Origin of the sequence: Curtobacterium sp. MCBA15_012, assembly GCF_001864935.2 — a bacterium.
GTDB lineage: Bacteria > Actinomycetota > Actinomycetes > Actinomycetales > Microbacteriaceae > Curtobacterium.
The window spans coordinates 2,031,844-2,055,491 of the sequence record NZ_CP126267.1 but is presented as its reverse complement, the minus strand read 5'-3'; the positions used below and the strand labels follow the sequence as shown (position 1 = coordinate 2,055,491).

Here is a 23,648-nt window from a genome sequence, read left to right as displayed (position 1 = left end):
ACGAGCACCACGAGGACCCCACCGCATGAGCATGACCCCCGAGCAGGCCGCCTGGTTCGCCGACGTCGCCGGCCGCATCGTCACGAACGTCGAGCAGGTGCTCCTGGGCAAGACGTTCGTGATCCGACTCGCCGTGACCGCGATGCTCAGCGAGGGGCACCTCCTGCTCGAGGACGTCCCGGGCACCGGCAAGACGAGCCTCGCGCGCGCGCTCGCCCAGAGCGTGCAGGGCTCCACGAACCGGATCCAGTTCACGCCCGACCTGCTGCCCGGGGACATCACCGGCATCAGCGTCTACGACCAGCGCACGCAGGAGTTCGACTTCCACCGCGGCCCCGTCTTCTCGAACATCGTCCTCGCCGACGAGATCAACCGCGCGAGCCCGAAGACGCAGTCGGCCCTGCTCGAGGCGATGGAGGAGTCTGCGGTCACGGTCGACGGGGTGACGCACCGCCTCGGCGCCCCGTTCATGGTGATCGCGACGCAGAACCCCGTCGAGCAGGCCGGCACCTACCGTCTGCCCGAGGCGCAGCTCGACCGGTTCCTCATGAAGACCTCGATCGGCTACCCCGACCACGCGGCGACGGTGCGCATCCTCGAGACGGCCTCGTCGCCGTCGGTGTCGATCCCGCTCGCCGCCGTCGTGCCCGCCGCGACCATCACCGAGATGGCGGCGCTCGCGCGCACCGTGCACGTCGACCCGAGCATCGCGGACTACGTCGCACGGCTCGTCGAGGGCACCCGTTCGGCGAGCGAGGTCCGGCTCGGCGTGAGCGTCCGCGGCGCCATGGGACTCGTGCGGTCCGCACGCGTGCTCGCCGCGGTGAACGGTCGCCACTACGTGACGCCCGACGACGTCAAGGCCCTCGCGGTCCCGGTGCTCGCCCACCGCCTGGTGCTCGACGCGGAGGCCGAGTTCGACGGCGTCAGCACCACGAGCGTGGTCGGGCAGCTGCTCGTCGAGACGCCGCCGCCCGCCGACCGCGCGGCGTCGTGACGGACCACCGCCCCACCGCCACCAGGTCGCGCCGTGCCGGCGACGCGGCGGACCGCACCGGGACCGTCGCGGGCCTCACCAACGTGCGGACCCGGCTCGTCGGTGAGCGGGACGGCGTCGTGGCCGACGCGGTCGTCGGCCTCGCCAAGGCCTGGTCGACGGTCTGGAGGCTCGTCCGACGTGGGTGGACGGCGGTCACCTCCGTGGTCACCGGGTTGGGTTGGGCGGTCGCCCTGGTCACGTTCGTCGCGTTCGTCGCGGGGTACCGGTTCGGGCTGCGCGAGGTCGTCGTGGTCGGCTTCGCGGGTGCCGTGCTCGCGGTCGTCGCGGCCGTCGCGCTCGTCGGGCGTTCGCGCCTCGTCGTGCGGATGGACCTGCCGCAGCACCGCGTCGCGGTCGGGGACCAGGCCACCGTGGTGGTGACGGCCGAGAACCCTGCGCGCCTGCCGTCGGTGCCGACGACCGTCGAGGTCCCGGTCGGCACGGGGCTCGTCGACGTCGCCTTCCCGGCGATCGCACCGCGCGGCACGTCCGAACAGCACGTCCCCGTGTCGACGGTGCGCCGAGGGGTCCTCGACGTCGGGCCGGTCACCGGGGTCCGCGCCGACCCGGTCGGGCTGGTCCGCCGCGAGGTCGTCTGGACGCGCCGCGAACAGGTGATCGTGCACCCGCGGACGATCGCCGTCCCGTCGACGAGCACCGGTCTCGTGCGTGACCTCGAGGGGCAGGCGACGAGCGACCTCTCGCCGTCGGACATCGCGTTCCACGCCGTCCGCGAGTACGTCCCCGGTGACGACCCCCGGACGATCCACTGGCGGTCGACCGCGAAGTCGGGTGCCCTCATGGTGCGGCAGTTCGAGGACACCCGGCGATCGCACCTCGTGGTCGCACTCGGCGTCTCGCGGAGCGAGTACGCGGACGACGACGAGTTCGAGCTCGCGGTCAGTGCGGCGGCCTCGCTCGGCGCGCGTGCGGTGCGTGACGGCCGCGACGTGTCGGTCGTCGTCTCGGCACCGACACCCGCGTACGCCAAGCGCGCGGTCTACGCGGTGCAGCAGCTGCCGACGGTCACGCCGACCCGGCTCCTCGACGCGTTCGCCACCGTCGGGCTCTCCGACTCCTGCCTGCCCGTCGCCGAGGTCGCCCGGATCGTCGGCGCGGACACGGCCGGGATCTCGGTCGCGTTCCTCGTGGTGGGGTCGACCGTCGGACTCGCCGCGCTCCGCCTCGCGGCCACGCGCTTCCCCGTCGGCGTCGAGGTCGTCGCGGTCGTCTGCGAACCCGAGGCGCGACCCGGTCTCCTCCGCATCGCGGGCCTGACGGTCGTCACCGTCGGGTACCTCGACGACCTCCGGCACGCACTGCACCGGCAGGGCGCGGCATGAGCGTCGCGACGCAGACACGAGCCGGTGCGCGCCGGTCGGCCCGACGGACCGCGGCCCGCTGGGAGCCGCTGCGGGTCGTCATCAGCACCGCGGTCGTCTGGCTCCTCCTCGCCCTCGCGAGCACGTCCTGGTGGCCCGTGTACCAGGACGGTGCGATGACCACCGCGGCCGTGACCGCGGTCGTCGCCGGTTCCGTGGTCGCGCTCGGCGGTGCGCTCGCCAGGCTCCCCGCCGTCGTCGTCGGCGCAGCCACGGTCGCGGCCTTCGCCCTCACGGGTGTGCCGGCAGCGGTGCCCGGCGAAGCCGTGGGGATCCTGCCGAGCGGCGCCGGACTGCTGCACCTGTTCGCCGGGGTCGCCCTCGACTGGAAGCGGCTGGTGACCATCTCGCTGCCGGTGGGGTCCTACGAGTCGCTGCTCGTGCCGTTCTTCGTGACGCTCCTCGTCGCGACGGTGACGTCCGTGAGCGTGGCGACCCGCGCCTCCCGTCCGGAACTGGCGAGCATCCCGGCGTTCGTCGTGTTCGGGGCCGGTGTCGTCGTCGGCCCCGCCCGCCTCGACGTGTCGATCGCGACCGCCGTCGCCCTGGCCGGGATCGCGCTCGTCTGGGCGCTGACGGTGCGGCACGTCCGACGCGCCGCGGCCGTCGCGGCGACGGTCGGCGCTCGGGTGCCCGTGTGGCGATCGGTGTTGCGGCCCGCACTCGTCGGGACGGGGACCATCGTCGCCGCGGCCGTCGTCGCGACGGGCCTCGGGCTCGTCGCACCGCCCGCGGCGCCCCGCACCGTCGCCCGCACCGACGTCGTGAAGCCCTTCGACCCCCGGGACGAGGTCAGTCCGCTGAGCGGGTTCCGGGCGTACGAGGAGCGCGGCACGTCCGACGCGCCGCAGCTGCGCGTCACCGGTCTGCCCCGCGGCGGGTTCGTCCGGATCGCGACCCTCGACACCTACGACGGCGTCGTCTACCGCGTGGGCGGCAGCGACGACGCCTCGCCGTCGGGCACGTTCGAGCGCGTCCCCACGTCGGTGGACACGAGCGGCACCACCGGGACGGACGTCCGGGTCGGTGTGCGCGTCGAGGGCTACCGCGGTGTCTGGCTCCCGACCGTCGGCGACCTGTCGTCCGTCACCTTCACCGGCCGCGAGGCCGAGGCGGACCGCGGGGCCTTCTTCTACGACCGGACGACGAGCACGGGCGCGGTCGTCGGCGGGGTCGACGACGGGACGACCTACGAACTGCGCGCCGTCCTGCCCGACCAACCGTCGGAGGACGAGCTCGCGTCCGCGCGACCGGGCACGGCCTCCGTCCCCACCCCCACCGGTGTCCCCGACGCCGTCCGGGAGCGGGCCGGTGCGACCGGCTCCGGGGCGCCCGGTTCGGCGCTCCTCGACGCGATCCGCGAGCTGCAGCGGACCGGCTACGTCAGCCACGGTGTCGGCGACGACCGCACGAGCCGTTCCGGACACGGCGCCGACCGGATCCAGGAGCTCCTCACGGCGCCCGTGATGATCGGCGACCAGGAGCAGTACGCGGTCGCGGCGGCCCTGCTCGCGCGGCAGCTCGGGTTCCCTGCGCGGGTCGTGATGGGCTTCACCGCCGGCGGCGACTCCGGCGGCGACTCCGGTGGCGGCGCCGGCCCCGGCGCCGCGACGAGCGGAGGGACGGACACGACGACGACGTTCCGCGGGTCCGACGTCACCGCACGCCTCGAGGTCGACACCGCACAGTGGGGCTGGGTGATGCTCAACCCGAACCCCGTCGTGCGCGAGATCCCCGACGAACAGGACCAGACGCCGGAGCCCGTCACCCGGCCCGAGACGGTCGTGCCGCCGCCGCCCGTCGAGCAGCAGGACCAGGACCAGCAGGCACCGCCGCAGAGCGACCGGACCACGCCACCCGTGCAACCGCTCTGGCTGCAGATCCTCCTCGCCGCGCTGCCGTGGGTCCTCGCGGTGCTCGGCCTCGCGGCCCTCGTGTTGCTCCCGTCGGCGGTGGTCGTGTCGATCAAGCGGCTCCGTCGTCGTCGCCGTCGCCGCGCACCGAGTGCCCGCGCACGGATCGTCGGTGCGTGGGACGAGTACCGCGATGCGTTGCTCGACCGTGGTCACGACGTCTCGCGTGCGGCCACGCGCCGGGAGGCCGTCGTCGGAGCTCCGGGCGAGGGTGGCAGCGGACTCGCGGCGTTGGCGGACCGCTCGGTGTTCGGACCGGACGACACGGACGACGGCACCGCCGACCGGATGTGGAGTGCTGCGACCGAGGCAGTGCGGTCCCTCCGCGACGGACGGACGCGACGCCAGCGGTGGCGGGCAGCGGTCTCACTGCGCTCGCTGACGGGAGAGTCGGGCTGGCTCGGACGGGGACTCCTGGGCCACCGGGGGCGTCCGGGGCGGCGCGACTACCATGGTCCGGAGGCCGGCGAGCGTCGTGGACGGCCGAGTGAGGACGACACACCGTGATCAGATGCGAACACTGCGGATCGATGCTCCCCGACGGGGCGATCTTCTGTGGTGAGTGCGGCCGATCGGTCACCGTCTCGGCGAACCGCCGACCGGCACCCGTGACCCTCGACGACCACGCCACCCCGCCGCCCCTGCAGCAACCCGGCCGCGACGGTACCCGGACCGACCCCGCGTCCGACGCCTGGCTGCCCGAGGCCACCCTCGACCCGGCCACGCGCGCGTGGCTCACCGGTGCAGACCGCGCGGCGGACCGGCCCCGACCGACGGGACGCGGGTACGCGGACGAGGCCCCGCGCGCGGCCCGTCCCGCACCCCCTGCCGTGGTGCCGACGAGCGGGCAGCGGCACGACGCCGTCGCAGGCGGCGACGGCTTCCGAGACGAGCCGTCGGCCGAACCGGACGAGCCGGCCCTCGACCCGGACGCCTACCCTGCCGGACCCGCCGCGTCGACCGACGTCGACGAGGTGACCGCCCGTCCGGACGTCGACCGTCCGGCCGCCGCCCGACCGGACCTCGACCGGGCCACGTCCTCCGGCGCTTCCACCGACCCGACAGCAGGCCAGCAGCGCCACGAGCGGTCCTCCACCGACGCGTCCGGAGCGGGCGGGGACGACCTGCGGTCGCCGGCCGCCGCACCGGCGTGGAGCGCACCGGCACCAGCCGCACCGGTGGCGCCGTCCCGGCCGTCGTGGTGGATCGGTCGCGAACCCGTGACCCCTGCCACGGGGGACGAGGACGTGGCCACCACGTCCTCGACGAGCGCGGGGACCGACCAGGGAGCCCAGCCGGGGGACACCGCGGTCGTGGAGCCCCTCGTCGACCGTCGACCACCGCGCCCCACGCCGCTCGTGACCCCGGGCAGTGGTCCGACGACGTGTCACGTCTGCGGTCACACCCTGGAGCCGGACGACATCTTCTGCGCGGAGTGCGGTGCGGTGCGCCCCGCGGTGACCGCTGCGTTCACCGGGCCGGTCGTCCCGCTGCCGATCGCACGGCCGGACTGGGCCGCCACCGACCACGACGAGCTGGACACCGACACGCACGCCGGCGCAGCGGGTGACACCGACGACGCGGCGGACGCCGGCGCGGCCGGTGACGCCGGTGACGACGCCGTCGCGCCCGATGTCGCGGGGGACGCCGACCACCACCTCGCTGGCGACGACCGGGTCGACCTCGACGTTCCGGGTGCCGCCCGCGAGCACGGGGTGGCTGCACGACCGTCCGGACGGGACGACGGCCGTGACCTCGACGCGTCGGGTGCCCTCGACGCGTCCGATGACCTCGATGCGTCAGGCGACCTCGACACATCGGCTGACCTCGACGGGACGGACGACACCGGCGCGGACGTCGACGAGACCCCGCGGGTGGTCCTGCCGCCGCTGCCGCCGGTCCCGGACGCCCCGACCGCGTCGCCCTCGGCTCCGCAGGCGTCAGCCTCCTGGTCGTCCCGTCCGCCCACCGCTGCACCGCTGCCGCCCCTGCCCGGTTCGACCGGTCCGGTCCTCCCGCCGATCGGCTCCGTCACCGCTCCGACGAGCGGCGACGACGACGAGGTGGACGACGACGAGGTGGACGACGACGAGGACGTCGAGGAGACGCGCATCGTCGCGAAGCACACCTCGACCGCGCCGTTCGTCCTGCACTTCAGCACCGGCGAGAGGATCGACGTGCACGGCTCGGGCCTGCTCGGACGGCTCCCACGTCCGCAGCCGGCGGAGCGGTTCGACGAGCTGCTGACGATCCACGACCCGGGCAAGTCCGTGTCGAAGACGCACCTCGAGTTCGGGCGAGACGGCGACGACCTGTGGGTTTCGGACCGGGCGTCGGGCAACGGCACCGTCATCCGGCACATCGACGGGTCGATCCGCCGTTGTGAGCCGGGACGTCGCTACCGCGTCGAGCGCGGTGCCCGGGTCGACATCGGGGAGCAGTTCTTCCTGGTGCAGTGACCGGGCGGTTCCTCCACACGTTCGTGGTGGGGGAACCGTCTCCACAGTTCTGGCGTGACGACCGCGCGACGGTGGGGGGCTGTGGTGCCCTGGTGCGGTGTCCCCGTCCCTCGCCCGTTGGCTCCTCGTCCCCGCTGCCGTGCTCCTCGTGGTGGCGGGGTTCGCGGCGTCGCTGGGGGGTCCGCAGCGCGCCGTCCTGCTCGCGACGGCCGCGTGCTGTGCGTTGCTGGACGCAGCGGTGCGTCGATCCCCGGAGAGCGGGCCACTCCGTGCTCCTGCAGAGCCGCCCTCCCGCCGTGCGCGCCGGATCACCGCCCCCGCCGGTCCGGATCCGTTCGGTGGCGCCGCTCGGTCCGACGTCGCACCGGAGCCGTCCGGGTCCGGAGCGGGGTGGTCGTCGTCCGCGTCCGCGTCGGGTGGGCTCGTGCTGGGCACCCTGCCCGACGGCACCGGAGTGACGCTGCCGGTCGGGCCTCCCGGGCGGAGCACGCACGTGGTCGTCCTCGGACGGGGCGCACTGGCCGAGGCGGTCCATCGCGGGCTCGCCGGTCAGCTCGCGCGTGTCTGCGCGGGAGGTCCGCCCGGTGCCGACCAGCTCGCCAGCGACCGAGCCGCCGGATCGGCCGACCCCGACGAGCTCCTGAGCGCCCGTGACGGCGGGTCGCCCGCGCCCGTCCTGCCCGGGGAGGACCAGGCCACCGGACCGGGCGGCGACGAGCGTGTCCGGTGGTGCTCGTCCGACGACGTGCACCGCGACGTGAGCACTTCGGTGGTCGCTGTCCCGCCGCCGATCGCGGTCGATCCGACGGACGGATCGTGCACGCCGTCCCTGTCGTCCACCGGGACCCCGCTGCCCGCGGGCAACAGCGTCGCCGTGGGCTTCGTCGACGACGGGCCGGCGATCGCGGTGACCGTCGTCCTGGTCCCCGGACTCCAGCAGCTGCCGCGGGCGTGGGACGCCCTCGTCGAGGTCAGCCGCTACGGGTGCACCCTGCGGACCCGTGACGGCACCGTCGCGCGGGCCGTCGAGCCGGTGCTCCCGCTCCTCGAGCCGGACCACGTTCCCCGTGTGCCCGCCCGGAGCGGGGGAGGGCCGTGAGACACCGCACAGGTCTGCGGAGCCGCCGCGCAGCACCGCAGGTGCAGTGCGGGGGCCGCCCGGCTCGGTCGGTGCTCTGGCGCGCTCAGCGCAGCCCGGACCCCGCGCGCACGGCACCGACGGGGACGCCGCCGCCGAGCACCTGCTCGCCGGTCGCAGCCATGACGTCGGCGACCCCTGCCTCGTCCACCAGACCGTTGCGCTGGAGCAGGGTCAACGCTGCGAGGGTGCCCGCCCGTTGCGAGCCGTCGAGTGTCTTCACCGCGACGGCCGGACCACCGGGCAGGCCCATCACCATGACGCCCTCGGCCCCGAACTTCGCGAGCACACCGAGCCGCTCGATGGCGACCGTGTTCGCCCGGCCCACGCCGTCGATCGCCCACGGGTGGTCGAGCACCGCGTCCACGAGGGCGGCGCTGTCCGAGTCACTCCGGGCCGTCACGCCCGCGATGCCGCGCGCCAGGCCGGTCAGCGTCAACGGGAAGACCGGTGCACCGCAGCCGTCTGTCCCGACCACGTCGACGACCTCGCCGGTGTACGCCTCGACGACGTCACGGACCCGTCGCTGCAGGGAGTGCGACGGGTCCAGGTACGACGCCTCGTCCCAGCCGTTGACCCGGCACGCGGCGAGCATGCCCGCGTGCTTCCCCGAGCAGTTCATCGCGAGACGACGCGGTTCGGTCATGGTCCGCCCGGTCGCGCGGTCGAAGGGCATGTCCGGCGGGCAGCCGAGGTCGGCCTCGACGTGGTCGAACGACTCGAGCATGTGGAGGGCGAGTGCCTGGTGCGCCGCGGTGCCGGCGTGGCTCGCCGTGGTCAGCACGAGTTCCTCGTCACTGAAGTCCGCGCCGGCCGCCCGGATCGCGAGCGCCTGGAAGGGCTTCATCGTGGACCGCGGCCAGATGCTCGCCGACGGGTCCCCGACGCGGTCGAGCACCGTGCCGTCGGCGGCCACGACGACGCCGGCACCGAGGTGTCGGCTCTCGTCGAAGCCGTTCCGGTCGAGCACCGCGAGCTCGACCGAGCCCTCCGCGGTGAGAGGATGGCGATCAGTGCGGACGTCGTGGCTCACCGGCATGGCGCAAGCGTACCGACGACCGCGCCGCCAGCACCGCCACCACCGCACCGCCACCACCGCACCGCCACCACCGCACCGCCGCCGCCACCGCCGCCACCGGCACCGGCACCGACAGCACCGCACCACCGACGAAGGGCCACCGTGAGCGACCACTCCTACGAGGTCTCCGTCCGCTGGACCGGCGACCGCGGCACCGGGACGAGCGGCTACCGCGACTACGGCCGTGAGCACCTCGTCTCCGCGCCGGGCAAGCCCGACGTCCCCGGCTCCGCCGACCCCACGTTCCGCGGCGACGCCGACCGGTGGAACCCCGAGGAGATGCTCCTCGGGGCCCTCGCGCAGTGCCACATGATGAGCTACCTGTACGTCGCGGTCCAGCAGGGCTTCACGGTCGTCGAGTACACCGACACCGCGACCGCCGCGCTCGACGTCCACCGCGACGGCACCGGCGAGCTGACCGCCGCGGAGCTGCACCCCGTCGTGACGATCCTCGAGGCGGACCGCGTCGCCGACGCCGAGGCAGCCCACGTCCGGGCGAACGAGCTGTGCTTCATCGCCCGCTCCGTGGCGTTCCCCGTCCACCACGCGTCGGTCACCAAGGTCCGTGCGGCAGACTAGGTCTCCGTGAAGCGTCTCCGCCTGCTCCCGATCGCCCTCGTCCCCGCCGTCGTGCTCGGACTCGCCGCCTGCTCCGGTTCGGGGTCGGGTGACGCATCCGCCTCGCCGAGCGCGTCCTCGAGCGCGTCCGCCGCCCCGATCTCCACGTGCCCGAAGCCCGGGTCGGCGTCGAAGAGCATCAAGGTGACCGGGGCCGTCGGCGGCAAGGAAGCGCCGACCGTCACGTTCGACAAGGGACTCAGCGCGAAGACGCCCCAGGCCTCCACGGTGGCCCAGGGCGACGGCGCGAAGCTGCAGAAGGGCGAGTTCGCCCAGGTCTCCTACGCCGTCTACCAGGCGAAGGACGCCTCGAAGCTCGGCGCGGTCGGCTTCGACCAGGGCAACCCCCAGGTGCTCTCGGTCGGCGGGACCGGCTTCGGGGCCCTCCTCGCGTGCACGAAGGTCGGCGACCGCGTCGCGGCGATCGGCGCGTCGTCGGCGCTCGGCTTCACCACCAGCGGCGACATCGTCGTCGTGGCGGACGTGATCGCGAAGACCCCGACCAAGGCGACCGGTACGCCGCAGCAGCAGGACCCGGCGCTCCCGACGGTCAAGGACAAGGCCGACGGCGAGCCGGAGATCACGATCCCGTCCGGGTACAAGGCGCCCGCTACGACCCAGGTCGAGGTCCTGAAGCAGGGCGACGGACCAGAGGTGCAGAACGGGGACAGCGCCCTCGTGCAGTACAAGGGCGTTCTGCTCGACGGCGGCAAGGAGTTCGACTCGTCGTGGTCGAAGGGCGCCCCGACGACGTTCACCGTCTCCGAGCAGGGCCTGATCAAGGGCTTCGTCACCGGCCTCGTCGGGCAGAAGGTCGGTTCGCAGGTCCTCATCGTCGCCACGGCCGAGGACGCGTACGGCGCGAACCCGCGCGAGGGCTCGGGGATCCCGGCGAACGCTCCGCTCGTCTTCGTCGTGGACATCCTCGCGCTCGGCTGAGGCCGTCCCGGCGGGTTGCCCACCCGCACGGCAGAGGGCGGCGAGCAACTGCTCGCCGCCCTCTGCCGTGTCGGGAAGGCGTCAGCGCTGGACCTTGGTCATGGTGACCGTGACGTTCAAGGTGACGGTCGCGTTCGCTCGGTAGGTGTACGCCATACCGTTCGAAGCCCAGAAACTGGTCCGACGGTCACCGGTCGAGTAGCTGATGATCTTCTTCCACGAGCCGGTGCGCGTACCACTCCCGGCCAGGCCGTACGGGGTGCCGGTGATGCTCCGCATGCAGACGCTCGTGGACGTGCATCCCGGTCCGATCGGGTTGAGCGCTCGGTCGGCGACGGCCTCGGCGGCGAGGACCTCCCCAGTACGTGCGTCGACGTAGAGGGAGACCGGGTCGTCACCGTCGAGGAGCGCGTCGATCGCTTCACGAGACTGCGCGTTGCTCAGCGCGCGGAGTCGGGTCAGCTCGTCGGTCTCCGATGCCGGGCCAGCTGCGTGAGCGGCGGCGGGGACGGCTCCGACCAGCGCGAGCGCCGTGAGCGTGGTCGTGATGAGCGCGGGGAGGAATCGCTTGGTCGCTTTCATGGTGCCGACATTCCACACATCACGCCCCGCCGACAAGGGGTGCCTGGATAGGGTGACGTCATGGACCTCCCGAAGCGCCGCATCGTCGTCCTCGGCAGCACCGGCTCGATCGGCACGCAGGCCCTCGACGTCGTCGCCCGCAACCCCGACCGCTTCGAGGTCGTCGGGCTCACCGCCGGCAGCAACCGTGACCTCGTCGCCGAGCAGGCCGCGCGCTTCGGGGTCACGGACACCGCGTTCGGCGCCGCCGACGCCGAGCGCCTGGTCCGCAGCGTCGAGGCCGACGTCGTCCTGAACGGCATCACCGGCTCGGTCGGTCTCGGTCCGACGCTCGCGGCGCTCGGCACGGGCGCGACGCTCGCCCTCGCGAACAAGGAGAGCCTCATCGTGGGCGGCCCGCTCGTGCAGGCAGCGGCGGCACCCGGGCAGATCGTGCCGGTCGACAGCGAGCACTCCGCGATCGCCCAGGCGCTGCGGTCGGGGTCGGACGCGGAGGTCCGCCGGCTCGTCCTCACCGCGAGCGGCGGTCCCTTCCGCGGCCGTTCCCGCGCCGAGCTCGTGGACGTCACCCCCGCGCAGGCGCTCGCGCACCCCACCTGGGACATGGGGCTCGTCGTCACGACGAACTCGGCGACGCTCGTGAACAAGGGCCTCGAGGTCATCGAGGCGCACCTGCTCTTCGGGGTGCCCTACGACCGCATCGACGTCACGGTGCACGCGCAGTCGATCGTGCACTCCATGGTCGAGTTCGTCGACGGGTCGACGATCGCGCAGGCGTCGCCGCCGGACATGCGCCTCCCGATCGCCCTCGGCCTGGCGTGGCCGGACCGCGTCCCGGGCGTCGGCGTCCCGCTCGACTGGACGACCGCGAGCACCTGGACGTTCGAGCCGCTGGACACGCAGGCGTTCGGGGCCGTCGACCTCGCGAAGCACGTCGGGGTCCTCGGCGGCACGTTCCCCGCGGTGTTCAACGCGGCGAACGAGCAGGCCGTCGCCGCCTTCCACGCGGGGGCAATCGGGTTCCTCGACATCGTCGACACGGTGCGCCGGGTCGTCGACGCGCACACGGCGGGGGAGCCGTCGCTCGACGGGGTGCTCGCCGCCGAGCGGTGGGCCCGCGACACGGCCGACCGCGTCCTGTCGCGCTGACGCGCCGACGCGGTCGGCGCCACGCGACCGCCTCCTCGACGACCCGTCGACGTGCGCGGGGCACGCGACCCGGCCGCGTGGCGACGCGACGGGTGCGCGTCACGTGCACCGCGCCTCCAGACCGGACGGGAGGCGCGGCAGACCTCTCAGGGTGCGCTCGGCTCCGTCATGGCCAGGGTCCCGTACCCTCTCCTGGTGACCGTCGAAACCGTGCTCCTCTTCGTCCTCGGCGTGGTCGTCTTCATCGTCGGCCTGCTGGTCTCGATCGGACTCCACGAGCTCGGACACCTGTCCTTCGCGAAGCTCTTCGGGGTGAAGGTCACGCAGTACTCGCTCGGCTTCGGGAAGCCCCTCTGGTCCTTCCGCCGCGGTGAGACCGAGTACGGGATCCGACCGATCCTGCTCGGCGGGTACATCTCGATGGTGGGCATGCTCAAGCCGCGTGCCTCCGGCAAGCCGAGCGCGATCACGAACACCGGCATGTACGGCGCGTTCGTGCAGGACGCCCGCGAGGCGAGTGCGGCCCAGATCGCCGACTCCGGCGGCGACGACTCCCGTGCCTTCTACCGCCTGACGCCGTGGAAGCGCATCATCGTCATGGTCGCCGGTCCCGCGATGAACCTCGTCATCGGTGTCGTGCTGTTCGGCGTGCTGCTCTGCGGGTTCGGCGCCCCGACGACGACCTTCACGTCGAGCGTCGACTGCGTCCTCCCGTCGAGCAATGCAACGGCGTGTGCGCCCGGAGACGCCGAGTCGCCCGCGAAGCAGGCCGGCATCCGGGACGGCGACGTCGTGCTCGCGGTGGACGGGCGGCAGGACCCGACGATCGCCGAGGTCTCGAAGGTCTTCCAGCGGTCCGCGGGCGAGCGTGTCACGGTCGTGGTCGAACGCCACGGCGAGCGGAAGACCCTCGAGGTCACGCCGCAGCTCGCCACGCGTGACGTGGTGAAGGCGGACGGCACGGTCGCGAAGCAGGCCGACGGGTCGACGAGGACGCAGGAGGTCGGCGTCGTCGGCGTCAGCATCGGGCAGTCGCTCGTCCGCCAGTCCCCGGCGGCGGTGCTCCCGGCGACCGGTGCGCAGATCGCGGCGTCGGCGCACCTCATCATCGACCTGCCGCAGCGGCTCGTCGCGGTGTGGAACGCGGCGTTCGGCTCGCAGGCGCGGTCGCAGGACAGCCCGGTGTCGGTCGTCGGCGTCGGCCGCGCGATCGGCGAGGTGTCCTCGATGAGCGGGGTGCCGGTCGTCGACAAGGCGTACACGATCCTCGGGCTGCTCGCGTCGCTCAACATCGGTCTGTTCGTCCTCAACATGGTCCCGCTGCTGCCGCTCGACGGCGGGCACATCGCCGGGGCGCTGTGGGAGGCGGTGAAGCGTCGGGCCTACGTGCTCGCCGGCAGGCCGGACCCGGGTGCGATCGACCTCGCGAAGACGATGCCGCTGACGATGGTCGTCGTCGTGCTCCTCGCCGGGATGAGCGCGCTGCTCATCTACGCCGACCTCGTCCGCCCGGTCGACCTGTTCGGCTGACCCGGTTCCTCCACACGGCCCCGGCAGTCGGGGTGCGTCCACAGGACGCGCCTGACGGCCGGCTGCCCGTCGCGTCCGCCGCTACGCTCGCCCCATGAGCACAGTCCCCGAGGTCCGCGCCGTCGAGCGCCAGGGCATCGACGTCATCGCCGAGTCCGACCGCAAGGGCCGACCGCGGGGGCTGTTCTGGCCGTGGTTCGCCGCGAACGTCTCGGTCCTCGGCCTGAGCTACGGTTCGTTCGTCCTCGGCTTCGGGATCTCCCTCGTGCAGGCGACGGTCGTGTCCGTCGTGGGCGTGGCGTTCTCGTTCCTGCTGTGCGGCATCGTGGCGATCGCCGGCAAGCGCGGTTCGGCACCGACCATGGTGCTCAGCCGGGCGGCCTTCGGGGTGCGCGGGAACCGGCTGCCGTCGTTCCTCAGCTGGGTGTTGACGGTCGGGTGGGAGACCGCGCTGGCCTCGCTCGCCGTGCTCGCCACGTCGACGGTGTTCCGCGAGCTCGGCTGGGACGACGGCGTCCTGACGAAGCTCGTCGCCCTGGTGGTGGTGGCGGCGCTCGTCGTCGGGGCCGGCATCGCGGGCTTCGACGTCATCATGCGGCTGCAGACCGTGATCACCGTCGTGACCGCGGTGCTGACCGTGGTCTACGTCGTGCTCGCGGTGCCCTCGATCGACCTCGGCACCCTCGGGGCCCTGCCTGCGGGCAGCGCGCAGAACGTCCTCGGCGCGCTCGTGCTCGTGATGACGGGCTTCGGCCTCGGCTGGGTCAACGCGGCGGCCGACTACTCGCGGTACCTGCCGCGCACGGCGTCGACCGGCGGAGTGGTCTGGTGGACGACGTTCGGCGGCGCCCTCGCCCCCGCGGTGCTGGTCGTGGTCGGGGTCCTGCTCGCCGGCTCGTCGAAGGGGCTGAACGACGCGATCGGCGCCGACCCGATCGGTGCGCTCACGACGATCCTGCCGGTGTGGTTCCTCATCCCGTTCGCCCTCGTCGCGATCCTCGGGCTGGTCGGTGGTGCCGTGCTCGACATCTACTCGTCGGGTCTGGCGCTCCTCAGCGCCGGGGTGCGCATCCCGCGGCCGGTGGCGGCCGGGGTCGACGGCGTCGTCATGGTCGCCGGGGCGGTGTACGTGGTGTTCTTCGCCCGCGACTTCATCTCGCCGTTCCAGGCCTTCCTCGTCACGCTCGGTGTCCCGGTCGCCGCGTGGGCGGGCGTGTTCGTCGCCGACGTCCTGCTCCGCCGTCGGGCCTACGCCGACACCGAGCTCGACGACCGCCGCGGTCGCTACGGCGACGTCCGGTGGGCGGCGATCGGCCTCGTGGTGCTCGGCACCGTCCTCGGTTGGGGGCTCGTGACGAACACGTACGGTGTGCCCGCCTGGCTCAACTGGCAGGGCTACCTGCTCGGCCCGTTCGGCCTCGGCGGCCGCGACGGTGCCTGGGCGTACGCGAACCTCGGCGTCCTCGTGGCCCTGGTCGTCGGCTTCGTCGGCACGCTGCTCACCGCGCGCGGCACGGTCCGGCGGCAGGAGCGGGCGTGAGCGTCGCCGTGCCGGACGACGCCTGGCTCGTCGCGATCGACCTGCAGCGGATCTTCACCGGGGACAGCCCGTGGGCGGCGCCGCGCTACGACGACGCGGCCGCCGGCACGGAACGGCTGCTGCCGCGCTTCGCCGGCCGCACGGTCGTCACCAGGTTCGTCGCCCCGTCCCGGCCCGCCGGCGCCTGGGTGCCGTACTACCGCGACTGGTCCTTCGCGCTCGTCCCGGACACCGACCCGCTGTACGCGCTGACCGAGCCGTTCGCAGCGGCAGCGGCAGCGGCAGTGGCAGCGGCGGCATCGGCAGCGGCCTCGTCACCGGGGTCGTCGGCCGGACGGCTCCCCGTCGTCACCGAACCCACCTTCGGCAAGTGGGGGAGCGCCCTCCGCGCGGTCGTCGGCGAACACCCGCACCTGGTGCTCACCGGCGTCTCGACCGACTGCTGCGTGCTCAGCACCGCCCTGGCCGCCGCGGACGCGGGCGCGACGGTGACGGTCGTGGCCGACGCCTGCGCCGGCGCGACCGACGCCGACCACGAACGAGCCCTCGACGCGATGCGGCTCTACGCCCCGCTCATCACCGTCGTCGAGCGCGGGACGGACCTGGTGACGGGCAGCGAGTGACGTCACCCGGACCGCGTAGAGTGACGCGCGTGCCAGCAGTGAACCTCGGTCTGCCGAAAGTCCCCGAAACCCTCGCCCCGCGCCGGAAGTCCCGGCAGATCCGGGTCGGCAAGGTGCTCGTGGGCGGTGACGCCCCGGTGTCGGTGCAGTCGATGACGACCACCCCGACGACGAACATCAACGCGACGCTGCAGCAGATCGCCGAGCTCACCGCCTCGGGCTGCGACATCGTCCGGGTGGCGGTCCCGAGCCAGGACGACGCCGACGCACTGCCGATCATCGCGAAGAAGTCGCAGATCCCGGTCATCGCCGACATCCACTTCCAGCCGAAGTACGTCTTCCAGGCGATCGACGCCGGCTGTGCCGCGGTCCGCGTGAACCCCGGCAACATCCGCAAGTTCGACGACCAGGTCGGCGCCATCGCCCGTGCCGCCAAGGACGCCGGCGTCTCGCTCCGCATCGGCGTGAACGCGGGGTCGCTCGAGCCGAGTCTGCTGCAGAAGTACGGCAAGGCGACGCCCGAGGCGCTCGTCGAGTCGGCGGTGTGGGAGGCGAGCCTGTTCGAGGAGCACGACTTCCACGACTTCAAGATCTCGGTCAAGCACAACGACCCGATCGTCATGGTCAAGGCCTACCGGCAGCTCGCCGCGGCGGGGGACTGGCCGCTGCACCTCGGCGTGACCGAGGCCGGCCCGGAGTTCCAGGGCACGATCAAGAGCGCGACCGCCTTCGGCATCCTGCTCGCCGAGGGCATCGGCGACACCATCCGCGTCTCGCTGTCGGCACCGCCCGCGCAGGAGGTCAAGGTCGGTCTGCAGATCCTGCAGTCGCTGAACCTGCGGGAGCGCAAGCTCGAGATCGTCTCCTGCCCGAGCTGCGGCCGTGCGCAGGTCGACGTCTACCAGCTCGCGAACGACGTCACCAAGGGGCTCGAGGGCATGACCGTGCCCCTGCGCGTCGCCGTCATGGGCTGCGTCGTGAACGGTCCGGGCGAGGCCCGTGAGGCCGACCTCGGTGTCGCGTCGGGCAACGGCAAGGGCCAGATCTTCGTCAAGGGCGAGGTCGTCAAGACCGTGCCGGAGCGCGAGATCGTGCAGACGCTCATCGCCGAGGCGAACCGCATCGCCGACGAGATGGGGCCGGACGCGGCTCCCGGCACCGTGCAGGTCGTCACCGCGCCGTAGCACGCCGCTAGGCTTGCGTCCGTGGTCACACGGCTCTCGCATCTGTTCCTCCGTACGCTCCGCGACGACCCCTCCGACGCCGAGGTGACGAGCCACAAGCTGCTCGTCCGCGCCGGGTACGTCCGTCGCCAGTCGCCCGGTGTCTTCGCCTGGCTGCCGCTCGGGCTGCGTGTCCGGCGGCGCATCGAGGAGATCGTCCGCGCCGAGATGATCGCCGCCGGTGCGCAGGAGGTCCTGCTCCCCGCGCTCCTGCCGCGCGAGCCGTACGAGGCCACGGGTCGCTGGACCGAGTACGGCGACGGCATGTTCCGCCTGCAGGACCGCAAGGGCGCGGACCACCTGCTCGCGCCGACCCACGAGGAGATGTTCGCGCTCCTCGTCAAGGACCTGTACGGCTCGTACAAGGACCTCCCGGTGACGCTGTTCCAGATCCAGGACAAGTACCGCGACGAGGCCCGCCCCCGTGCCGGTCTGCTCCGTGGCCGCGAGTTCACGATGAAGGACGCCTACTCGTTCGACCTCACCGATGAGGGGCTCGAGCGCAGCTACCAGGTGATGCGCGACGCGTACGAGCGCATCTTCACCCGTCTCGGCCTCGAGTACGTCGTCGTCAAGGCGGACGCCGGTGCGATGGGCGGCTCGAAGTCGGAGGAGTTCCTGCACCCCATCGGCGTCGGCGAGGACACCTTCGTCCGCAGTGCCGGCGGCTACGCGGCGAACGTCGAGGCGTACGTCACCCCGGTGCCCGACGCCCTGCCGATCGAGGGCCAGCCGGAGCCCGTGACGCTGCCGTCCGCGGACACCCCGACGATCGACACGCTCGTCGCCCACGCGAACGCCGTCGCGCCGCGCGAGGGGGCACCGTGGACCGCGGCCGACACCCTCAAGAACGTCGTGCTCGCCCTCACACACCTCGACGGCACCCGCGAGGTCGTGGTCGTCGGCCTGCCCGGTGACCGCGACGTCGACCTCAAGCGCGCCGAGGTCGCCTTCGCGCCCGCGGACGTCGAGCCGGCCGGCGACGACGACTTCCGGAAGCACCCGGGCGTCTTCGTGAAGGGCTACATCGGACCGCAGGTCCTCGGCGCGGACAGCCCCTCCGGCATCCGGTACTTCGTCGACCCCCGTGTCGTCGACGGCACCGCGTGGATCACGGGTGCGAACGAGCGCGGCGTGCACGTCTCGGGCCTCGTGATGGGCCGCGACTTCACCGCGGACGGCGTCGCCGAGGTGTCCGACGTCCGGGCCGGCGACCCGGCCCCGGACGGCTCCGGGCCGCTCGAGACCGCGCGCGGCATGGAGATCGGCCACGTGTTCCAACTCGGTCGCAAGTACGCCGAGGCGCTCGACCTCAAGGTGCAGGACGAGAACGGCAAGCTCGCGACGGTCACGATGGGCTCGTACGGCATCGGCGTGACCCGCATCATGGCGATCCTGGCCGAGGCGCACAACGACGAGAAGGGGCTGGCCTGGCCCAAGGAGGTCGCCCCGTTCGACGTCCACGTCGTCGCCACGGGCAAGGACCAGACGGCGTACGACCTCGCGACGTCGCTCATCACGTCGCTCGAGGCCGAGCGCTACGACGTCGTGTACGACGACCGTCCGAAGGTGTCGCCCGGCGTGAAGCTCCGCGACGCCGAGCTGCTCGGCGTCCCCGTCGTGGTCGTCGCCGGTCGGAACGCCGCCGACGGCGTCGTCGAGCTCTGGGACCGCCGGTCCGGCGAGCGTCGCGACGTCCCGGTCGCGGACCTCCTCGAGGCGGTCCGCGCGATCCAGTAGCACCCGTCGCCGGTCACGGACGACGCGACCAGGGCGGCTGCCCGCAGCGGGATCCCGCTGCCGGGCAGCCGTCCTCGTCACGTTGCGTGGGTGGGCGCGGACCGCGGGGCGGACGGGAGGCCCGTGGCGGGCCCGCCACGAGCCTCCCGTCCGGAACTGGGGTACGCTGATCGCCGACTTCCGCGCAGATCCACCCCGCGGAGGCGACTCAGCTGAACACGGAGGCACCTCGGTGAAGATCGACCTCGCAGTCCTGCGACTCATGGAACGCGAGCGGGAGATCCCGTTCGACGAACTCGTCCAGATCATCGAATCCGCCATCCTGACGGCGTACCAGAAGCACTCCGCCGAGAACGGCGAGCCCGCGGACGCGCAGTCGCGCGTCGAGCTCGACCGCAAGAGCGGCGAGGTCTCGGTCTACGTGCCGGAGCGCGACGAGGAGGGCACCGTCGTCGGCGAGGCCGTCGACCAGCCCAGCGACTTCGGGCGCATCGCCGCCTTCGCCGCGAAGCAGGTCATCAACCAGCGGCTCCGCGACATCGGTGACGACAAGATCCTCGGCCAGTTCCGCGGCAAGGAGGGCGACATCGTCGCCGGCATCATCCAGCAGGGACCGAACCCGAAGATGGTGCACGTCGACCTCGGCACGGTCGAGGCGATCCTGCCGCCCGAGGAGCAGGTCCCGGGCGAGGAGTACAAGCACGGGCAGCGCATCCGCGTGTACGTGACGAGCGTCGGTCGCGGCCCCAAGGGTCCGCAGATCATCGTGTCGCGCACCCACCCCGGTCTCGTCCGCAAGCTGTTCGCCCTCGAGGTCCCGGAGATCGCGTCCGGCGTCGTCGAGATCACCTCGATCGCCCGCGAGGCCGGCCACCGCACCAAGCTCGCGGTGAAGGCGAACGAGCAGGGCGTCAACGCCAAGGGTGCCTGCATCGGTGAGCTCGGTGCCCGCGTGCGGGCCGTCACGACCGAGCTCGGCGCCGAGAAGATCGACATCGTCGACTGGTCGTCCGACCTGTCGTCGTTCGTCGCGAGCGCGTTGTCGCCGGCCAAGGTGACCAGTGCCTTCGTGCTCGACGCCTCGACGAAGGCCGTCCGTGCGCTCGTCCCGGACTACCAGCTGTCGCTCGCGATCGGCAAGGAGGGGCAGAACGCCCGTCTCGCCGCGAAGCTCACGGGTGCCCGCATCGACATCCAGCCGGACAGCATCCTGGACGGCGAGGACTAGGGACCAGCACGGTGGACCGGCTGCCCGACCCCCGGTCGGCGGCCGGTCTTCGCTCGTGGCGTGACCGGATCGGGCGCGCCGGATCGCGGTCGTCCGAGGCAAGGAGTAAGGTGGTACCCGTCAGAACGTGCATCGGCAGTCGTCGCCGTGCTCCCCGATCCTCCCTCCTCCGTGTCGTCGCCCTGCGTGACGGTCGCGTCGTGGCGGATCCGAAGGCAGTCATGCCGGGCAGGGGAGCGTGGCTCACCCCGACCGTCGATGCCTACGAGCTGGCCGTCAAGCGCCGGGCCTTCCGCCGGGCGCTCCGGCTGGATCGCGAACCCGACACGTCCGCAGTGCTCGACCATCTGCTCAGCCTCACAGCTGCGCGGTCGGACGGACACGAGGACACGACAGAACAGGCTGAACGGCTTATGGACAACTGATGAGCGGCTCGAAATGAGACCCGTCATCCAGTGAGTCCTGCCCCCTTCGCGGGGTGGGACCCGTGAAGGAGAACAGTGGCGAAACCACGCGTACACGAGATCGCATCCGAACTCGGTGTCGACAGCAAGACCGCAATGGAGAAGCTCAAGGAACTCGGCGAGTTCGTCAAGGGCCCGAGCTCCAGCGTTGAACCCCCCGTCGCGCGCAAGCTCCGTGCTGCGCTGCAGGCTGCTGGCGCCTCGGCGTCCGCCCCGGCAGCGTCCGCATCGACGAGCGCGCCCGCCAAGAGCGCCGCGCCGAAGTCGAGCGCGCCGAAGCCCGGCGGTCCCCGCCCGGGTCCGGCACGTCCGGCTGCCGCCGAGCCCGAGCCCGAGGCCCAGACGCCGGCTCCCGCCTCGGACGCTCCGGTGCCCGCTGCGCCGAAGTCCGTCGCCCAGCGACAGGCCGAGGCCGAGGCTGCCCGCAAGGCCGCTGCCGCCGAGAAGGCCGCAGCAGCCGAGCAGTCGACCGAGCAGGGCTCCGCCGACTCCGGCGAGCCGAAGAGCGACGCCGTCAAGCCCGGTGGCGCCCCCAAGCCCGGGTCGGCCGCCGGCCCGAAGCCGGGTGGCCCGAAGCCGGGCGCACGTCCCGGCAACAACCCGTACGCGTCGAGCCAGGGCATGGGCTCGCGCCCGCCGCGTCCGGGCAACAACCCGTACTCGTCCAACCAGGGCATGGGGCAGCGTCCCGCTGCCGGTGCCGGTGGTGGGAACGGCATCCCGCGTCCGGCCCCGCCGCGTCCGGGCGTGCCCCGTCCGGGTGCTCCGCGTCCGGGTGGCCCCGGTCAGGCGAACCGCCCCAACGGCTTCGGGCAGCGCCCGGGCCAGGGTGGCGGCCGTGGTGGCCCCGGCGGCCGTCCGGGTGCACCGGGTGCCGGTGGCGGCTTCCCGCGTCCGGCCTTCAGCGGCCCGCGTCCCGCCGGTGGCGGTGGCCGTGGTCGTGGCCCCGGCGGTGGTACCGCAGGTGCGTTCGGTCGCGGTGGCGGTAAGAGCCGTGCCCGCAAGTCGAAGCGGACGAAGCGCGCCGAGTACGAGATGCGGCAGGCGCCGTCGCTCGGCGGTGTGCAGGTCCCTCGTGGCGACGGCAACACGGTCGTCCGTCTGCGTCGGGGTGCGAGCATCTCGGACTTCGCGGACAAGATCGACGCCATGCCCGGCAACCTCGTGACGGTGCTGTTCCACCTCGGTGAGATGGCGACCGCCACGGAGTCGCTCGACGAGGCGACGTTCGAGGTCCTCGGCGAGGAGCTGGGCTACAAGATCCAGATCGTCTCGCCCGAGGACGAGGACCGCGAGCTCCTCGAGGGCTTCGACATCGACCTCGATGCCGAGCTCGAGGACGAGGACGACGACGTGCTGCAGCAGCGCCCGCCGGTCGTCACCGTCATGGGTCACGTCGACCACGGCAAGACCCGCCTCCTCGACGCGATCCGCAACTCGAAGGTCGTCGAGGGCGAGGCCGGTGGCATCACCCAGCACATCGGTGCGTACCAGATCACGACCGAGCACGAGGGCATCGAGCGCCCGATCACCTTCATCGACACGCCGGGTCACGAGGCGTTCACCGCCATGCGTGCCCGTGGTGCGCAGGTGACGGACATCGCGATCCTCGTGGTCGCGGCGGACGACGGCATCATGCCCCAGACGATCGAGGCACTGAACCACGCGCAGTCGGCCGGTGTGCCGATCGTGGTCGCGGTGAACAAGATCGACAAGGAGGGTGCGAACCCCGCCAAGGTGCGTCAGCAGCTCACCGAGTACAACCTGGTGGCCGAGGAGTACGGCGGCGACGTCATGTTCGTCGACGTGTCGGCGCGCAACAACGTCGGCATCCAGGACCTCCTGGACGCCGTGCTGCTCACCGCCGACGCCGGGCTCGACCTGCGTGCGAACCCCGACAAGGACGCCCGCGGTGTGGCGATCGAGGCGCGACTCGACAAGGGTCGTGGTTCGGTTGCGACCGTGCTCATCCAGTCCGGAACGCTGCACGTCGGCGACGCGATCGTCGCGGGTACGGCCTACGGCCGCGTCCGTGCGATGACGGACGAGAACGGCGACCCGGTCAAGGCCGCGACGCCGAGCCGCCCGGTCCAGGTGCAGGGTCTGTCGTCGGTGCCCCGCGCCGGTGACACGTTCCTCGTCACCGAGGAGGACCGTACGGCCCGTCAGATCGCCGAGAAGCGTGAAGCCGCCGAGCGCAACGCCCAGCTGGCCAAGGCCCGCAAGCGCATCTCGCTCGAGGACTTCACCCGTGCGCTCGAAGAGGGCAAGGTCGACTCGCTCAACCTCATCATCAAGGGTGACGTCTCCGGTGCCGTCGAGGCACTCGAGCAGTCGCTCCTGGACATCGAGGTCGACGACAGCGTCCAGCTCCGGATCCTGCACCGCGGCGTCGGTGCGATCACGGAGTCGGACATCGACCTGGCCACGATCGACAACGCGATCGTCGTCGGCTTCAACGTCCGTCCGGACGTCAAGGCCCGCGAGCGTGCGGCCCGCGAGGGCATCGACGTGCGCTTCTACTCGGTCATCTACAACGCACTCGAGGACATCGAGCAGTCCCTCAAGGGCATGCTCAAGCCCGAGTACGAAGAGGTCCAGTCGGGTGTCGCCGAGATCCGCGAGGTGTTCCGCTCCTCGAAGTTCGGCAACATCGCCGGTGTCATCGTCCGCTCCGGCACGATCACGCGCAACGCCAAGGCGCGCGTCATCCGTGACGGTGTGGTGCTCGCCGACGGCCTCGCGATCGAGTCGCTGCGTCGCTTCAAGGACGACGTCACCGAGGTCCGCACGGACTTCGAGGCCGGTATCGGTCTGGGCAAGTACAACGACATCCAGATCGGTGACGAGATCGAGACCACCGAGCTCGTCGAGAAGCCGCGCGACTGATCGTGTGACTACTCTGGGCCCCGGCCTCCTTCACGGGAGGGCGGGGCCCGACCCCGTTCCGGGGCCATCCGCCCCGGGACACGAACCAGGAACACCGTGCGGGACGCGTCCCGC

General features: G+C 72.6%; 18 protein-coding genes. 16 read left to right on the top strand and 2 right to left on the bottom strand.

Annotated elements, in window-relative coordinates:
* Positions 1-25: 25 nt before the first annotated feature.
* The 5 genes from QOL15_RS09430 to QOL15_RS09410 all read left to right on the top strand — a co-directional run bounded on the left by QOL15_RS09430 (position 26) and on the right by QOL15_RS09410 (position 7,892).
* Positions 26-997: a MoxR family ATPase gene (locus QOL15_RS09430; RefSeq protein ID WP_065959230.1), complete on the top strand. Its 972-nt coding sequence runs from the start codon at positions 26-28 to the stop codon at positions 995-997.
* The gene (locus tag QOL15_RS09425) at positions 994-2,382 is read left to right on the top strand and encodes a DUF58 domain-containing protein (protein ID WP_083393982.1); all 1,389 of its coding nucleotides are present in this window, start codon (positions 994-996) and stop codon (positions 2,380-2,382) included. Before QOL15_RS09430 ends, QOL15_RS09425 begins: the two co-directional genes overlap by 4 nt.
* Complete coding sequence (locus QOL15_RS09420; RefSeq protein WP_071247304.1) at positions 2,379-4,841, top strand: transglutaminaseTgpA domain-containing protein; 2,463 nt, start codon at positions 2,379-2,381, stop codon at positions 4,839-4,841. Before QOL15_RS09425 ends, QOL15_RS09420 begins: the two co-directional genes overlap by 4 nt.
* Positions 4,838-6,793 (top strand): zinc-ribbon domain-containing protein, encoded by a 1,956-nt coding sequence (locus QOL15_RS09415; protein WP_139197477.1) that lies wholly within the window; start codon positions 4,838-4,840, stop codon positions 6,791-6,793. Before QOL15_RS09420 ends, QOL15_RS09415 begins: the two co-directional genes overlap by 4 nt.
* A 424-nt stretch (positions 6,794-7,217) precedes the next feature.
* Positions 7,218-7,892, top strand: a complete 675-nt coding sequence (locus QOL15_RS09410; RefSeq protein WP_139197478.1) for a hypothetical protein — start codon at positions 7,218-7,220, stop codon at positions 7,890-7,892.
* Between the two features lie 85 nt (positions 7,893-7,977).
* Here the strand turns inward: QOL15_RS09410 and QOL15_RS09405 are convergent, their stop codons facing one another.
* On the bottom strand, positions 7,978-8,970 hold the full coding sequence (locus tag QOL15_RS09405; protein WP_071247310.1) for an asparaginase: 993 nt from the start codon (positions 8,968-8,970) through the stop codon (positions 7,978-7,980).
* Positions 8,971-9,111: 141 nt separating this feature from the next.
* On the opposite strand from QOL15_RS09405, the gene QOL15_RS09400 reads away from it, so the two are divergent.
* Positions 9,112-9,588: an OsmC family protein gene (locus QOL15_RS09400; protein WP_065959213.1), complete on the top strand. Its 477-nt coding sequence runs from the start codon at positions 9,112-9,114 to the stop codon at positions 9,586-9,588.
* Positions 9,589-9,594: 6 nt separating this feature from the next.
* The gene (locus QOL15_RS09395; RefSeq protein WP_071247312.1) at positions 9,595-10,566 is read left to right on the top strand and encodes an FKBP-type peptidyl-prolyl cis-trans isomerase; all 972 of its coding nucleotides are present in this window, start codon (positions 9,595-9,597) and stop codon (positions 10,564-10,566) included.
* An 81-nt stretch (positions 10,567-10,647) separates the two neighbouring features.
* Here the strand turns inward: QOL15_RS09395 and QOL15_RS09390 are convergent, their stop codons facing one another.
* Positions 10,648-11,148 (bottom strand): hypothetical protein, encoded by a 501-nt coding sequence (locus tag QOL15_RS09390; protein ID WP_065959209.1) that lies wholly within the window; start codon positions 11,146-11,148, stop codon positions 10,648-10,650.
* A 60-nt stretch (positions 11,149-11,208) separates the two neighbouring features.
* On the opposite strand from QOL15_RS09390, the gene dxr reads away from it, so the two are divergent.
* The 9 genes from dxr (at position 11,209) to infB (ending at position 23,534) form a co-directional block, all read left to right on the top strand.
* The gene (dxr, locus tag QOL15_RS09385) at positions 11,209-12,297 is read left to right on the top strand and encodes a 1-deoxy-D-xylulose-5-phosphate reductoisomerase (RefSeq protein WP_071247314.1); all 1,089 of its coding nucleotides are present in this window, start codon (positions 11,209-11,211) and stop codon (positions 12,295-12,297) included.
* Between the two features lie 195 nt (positions 12,298-12,492).
* Entirely contained in the window at positions 12,493-13,827 is a 1,335-nt protein-coding gene (locus QOL15_RS09380) for an RIP metalloprotease (protein ID WP_171898686.1), read from the top strand.
* Between the two features lie 94 nt (positions 13,828-13,921).
* Positions 13,922-15,367: a cytosine permease gene (locus QOL15_RS09375; RefSeq protein ID WP_071247316.1), complete on the top strand. Its 1,446-nt coding sequence runs from the start codon at positions 13,922-13,924 to the stop codon at positions 15,365-15,367.
* On the top strand, positions 15,364-15,990 hold the full coding sequence (locus QOL15_RS09370; protein WP_083393983.1) for a cysteine hydrolase family protein: 627 nt from the start codon (positions 15,364-15,366) through the stop codon (positions 15,988-15,990). The genes QOL15_RS09375 and QOL15_RS09370 overlap by 4 nt, the downstream gene beginning before the upstream one ends.
* 50 nt (positions 15,991-16,040) lie before the next feature.
* The gene (ispG, locus tag QOL15_RS09365) at positions 16,041-17,174 is read left to right on the top strand and encodes a flavodoxin-dependent (E)-4-hydroxy-3-methylbut-2-enyl-diphosphate synthase (protein WP_071247348.1); all 1,134 of its coding nucleotides are present in this window, start codon (positions 16,041-16,043) and stop codon (positions 17,172-17,174) included.
* 21 nt (positions 17,175-17,195) lie between these two features.
* Complete coding sequence (locus QOL15_RS09360) at positions 17,196-18,953, top strand: proline--tRNA ligase (protein WP_071247318.1); 1,758 nt, start codon at positions 17,196-17,198, stop codon at positions 18,951-18,953.
* 232 nt (positions 18,954-19,185) lie between these two features.
* Entirely contained in the window at positions 19,186-20,181 is a 996-nt protein-coding gene (gene nusA / locus QOL15_RS09355; protein ID WP_065959200.1) for a transcription termination factor NusA, read from the top strand.
* A gap of 11 nt (positions 20,182-20,192) precedes the next feature.
* Positions 20,193-20,606, top strand: a complete 414-nt coding sequence (locus QOL15_RS09350; RefSeq protein ID WP_366556874.1) for a YlxR family protein — start codon at positions 20,193-20,195, stop codon at positions 20,604-20,606.
* A 75-nt stretch (positions 20,607-20,681) separates the two neighbouring features.
* Positions 20,682-23,534 carry a translation initiation factor IF-2 gene (infB, locus tag QOL15_RS09345; RefSeq protein WP_065959198.1) on the top strand — a complete coding sequence of 951 codons (2,853 nt, stop codon included), beginning with the start codon at positions 20,682-20,684 and terminating at the stop codon, positions 23,532-23,534.
* The last annotated feature ends 114 nt before the right edge of the window (positions 23,535-23,648 follow it).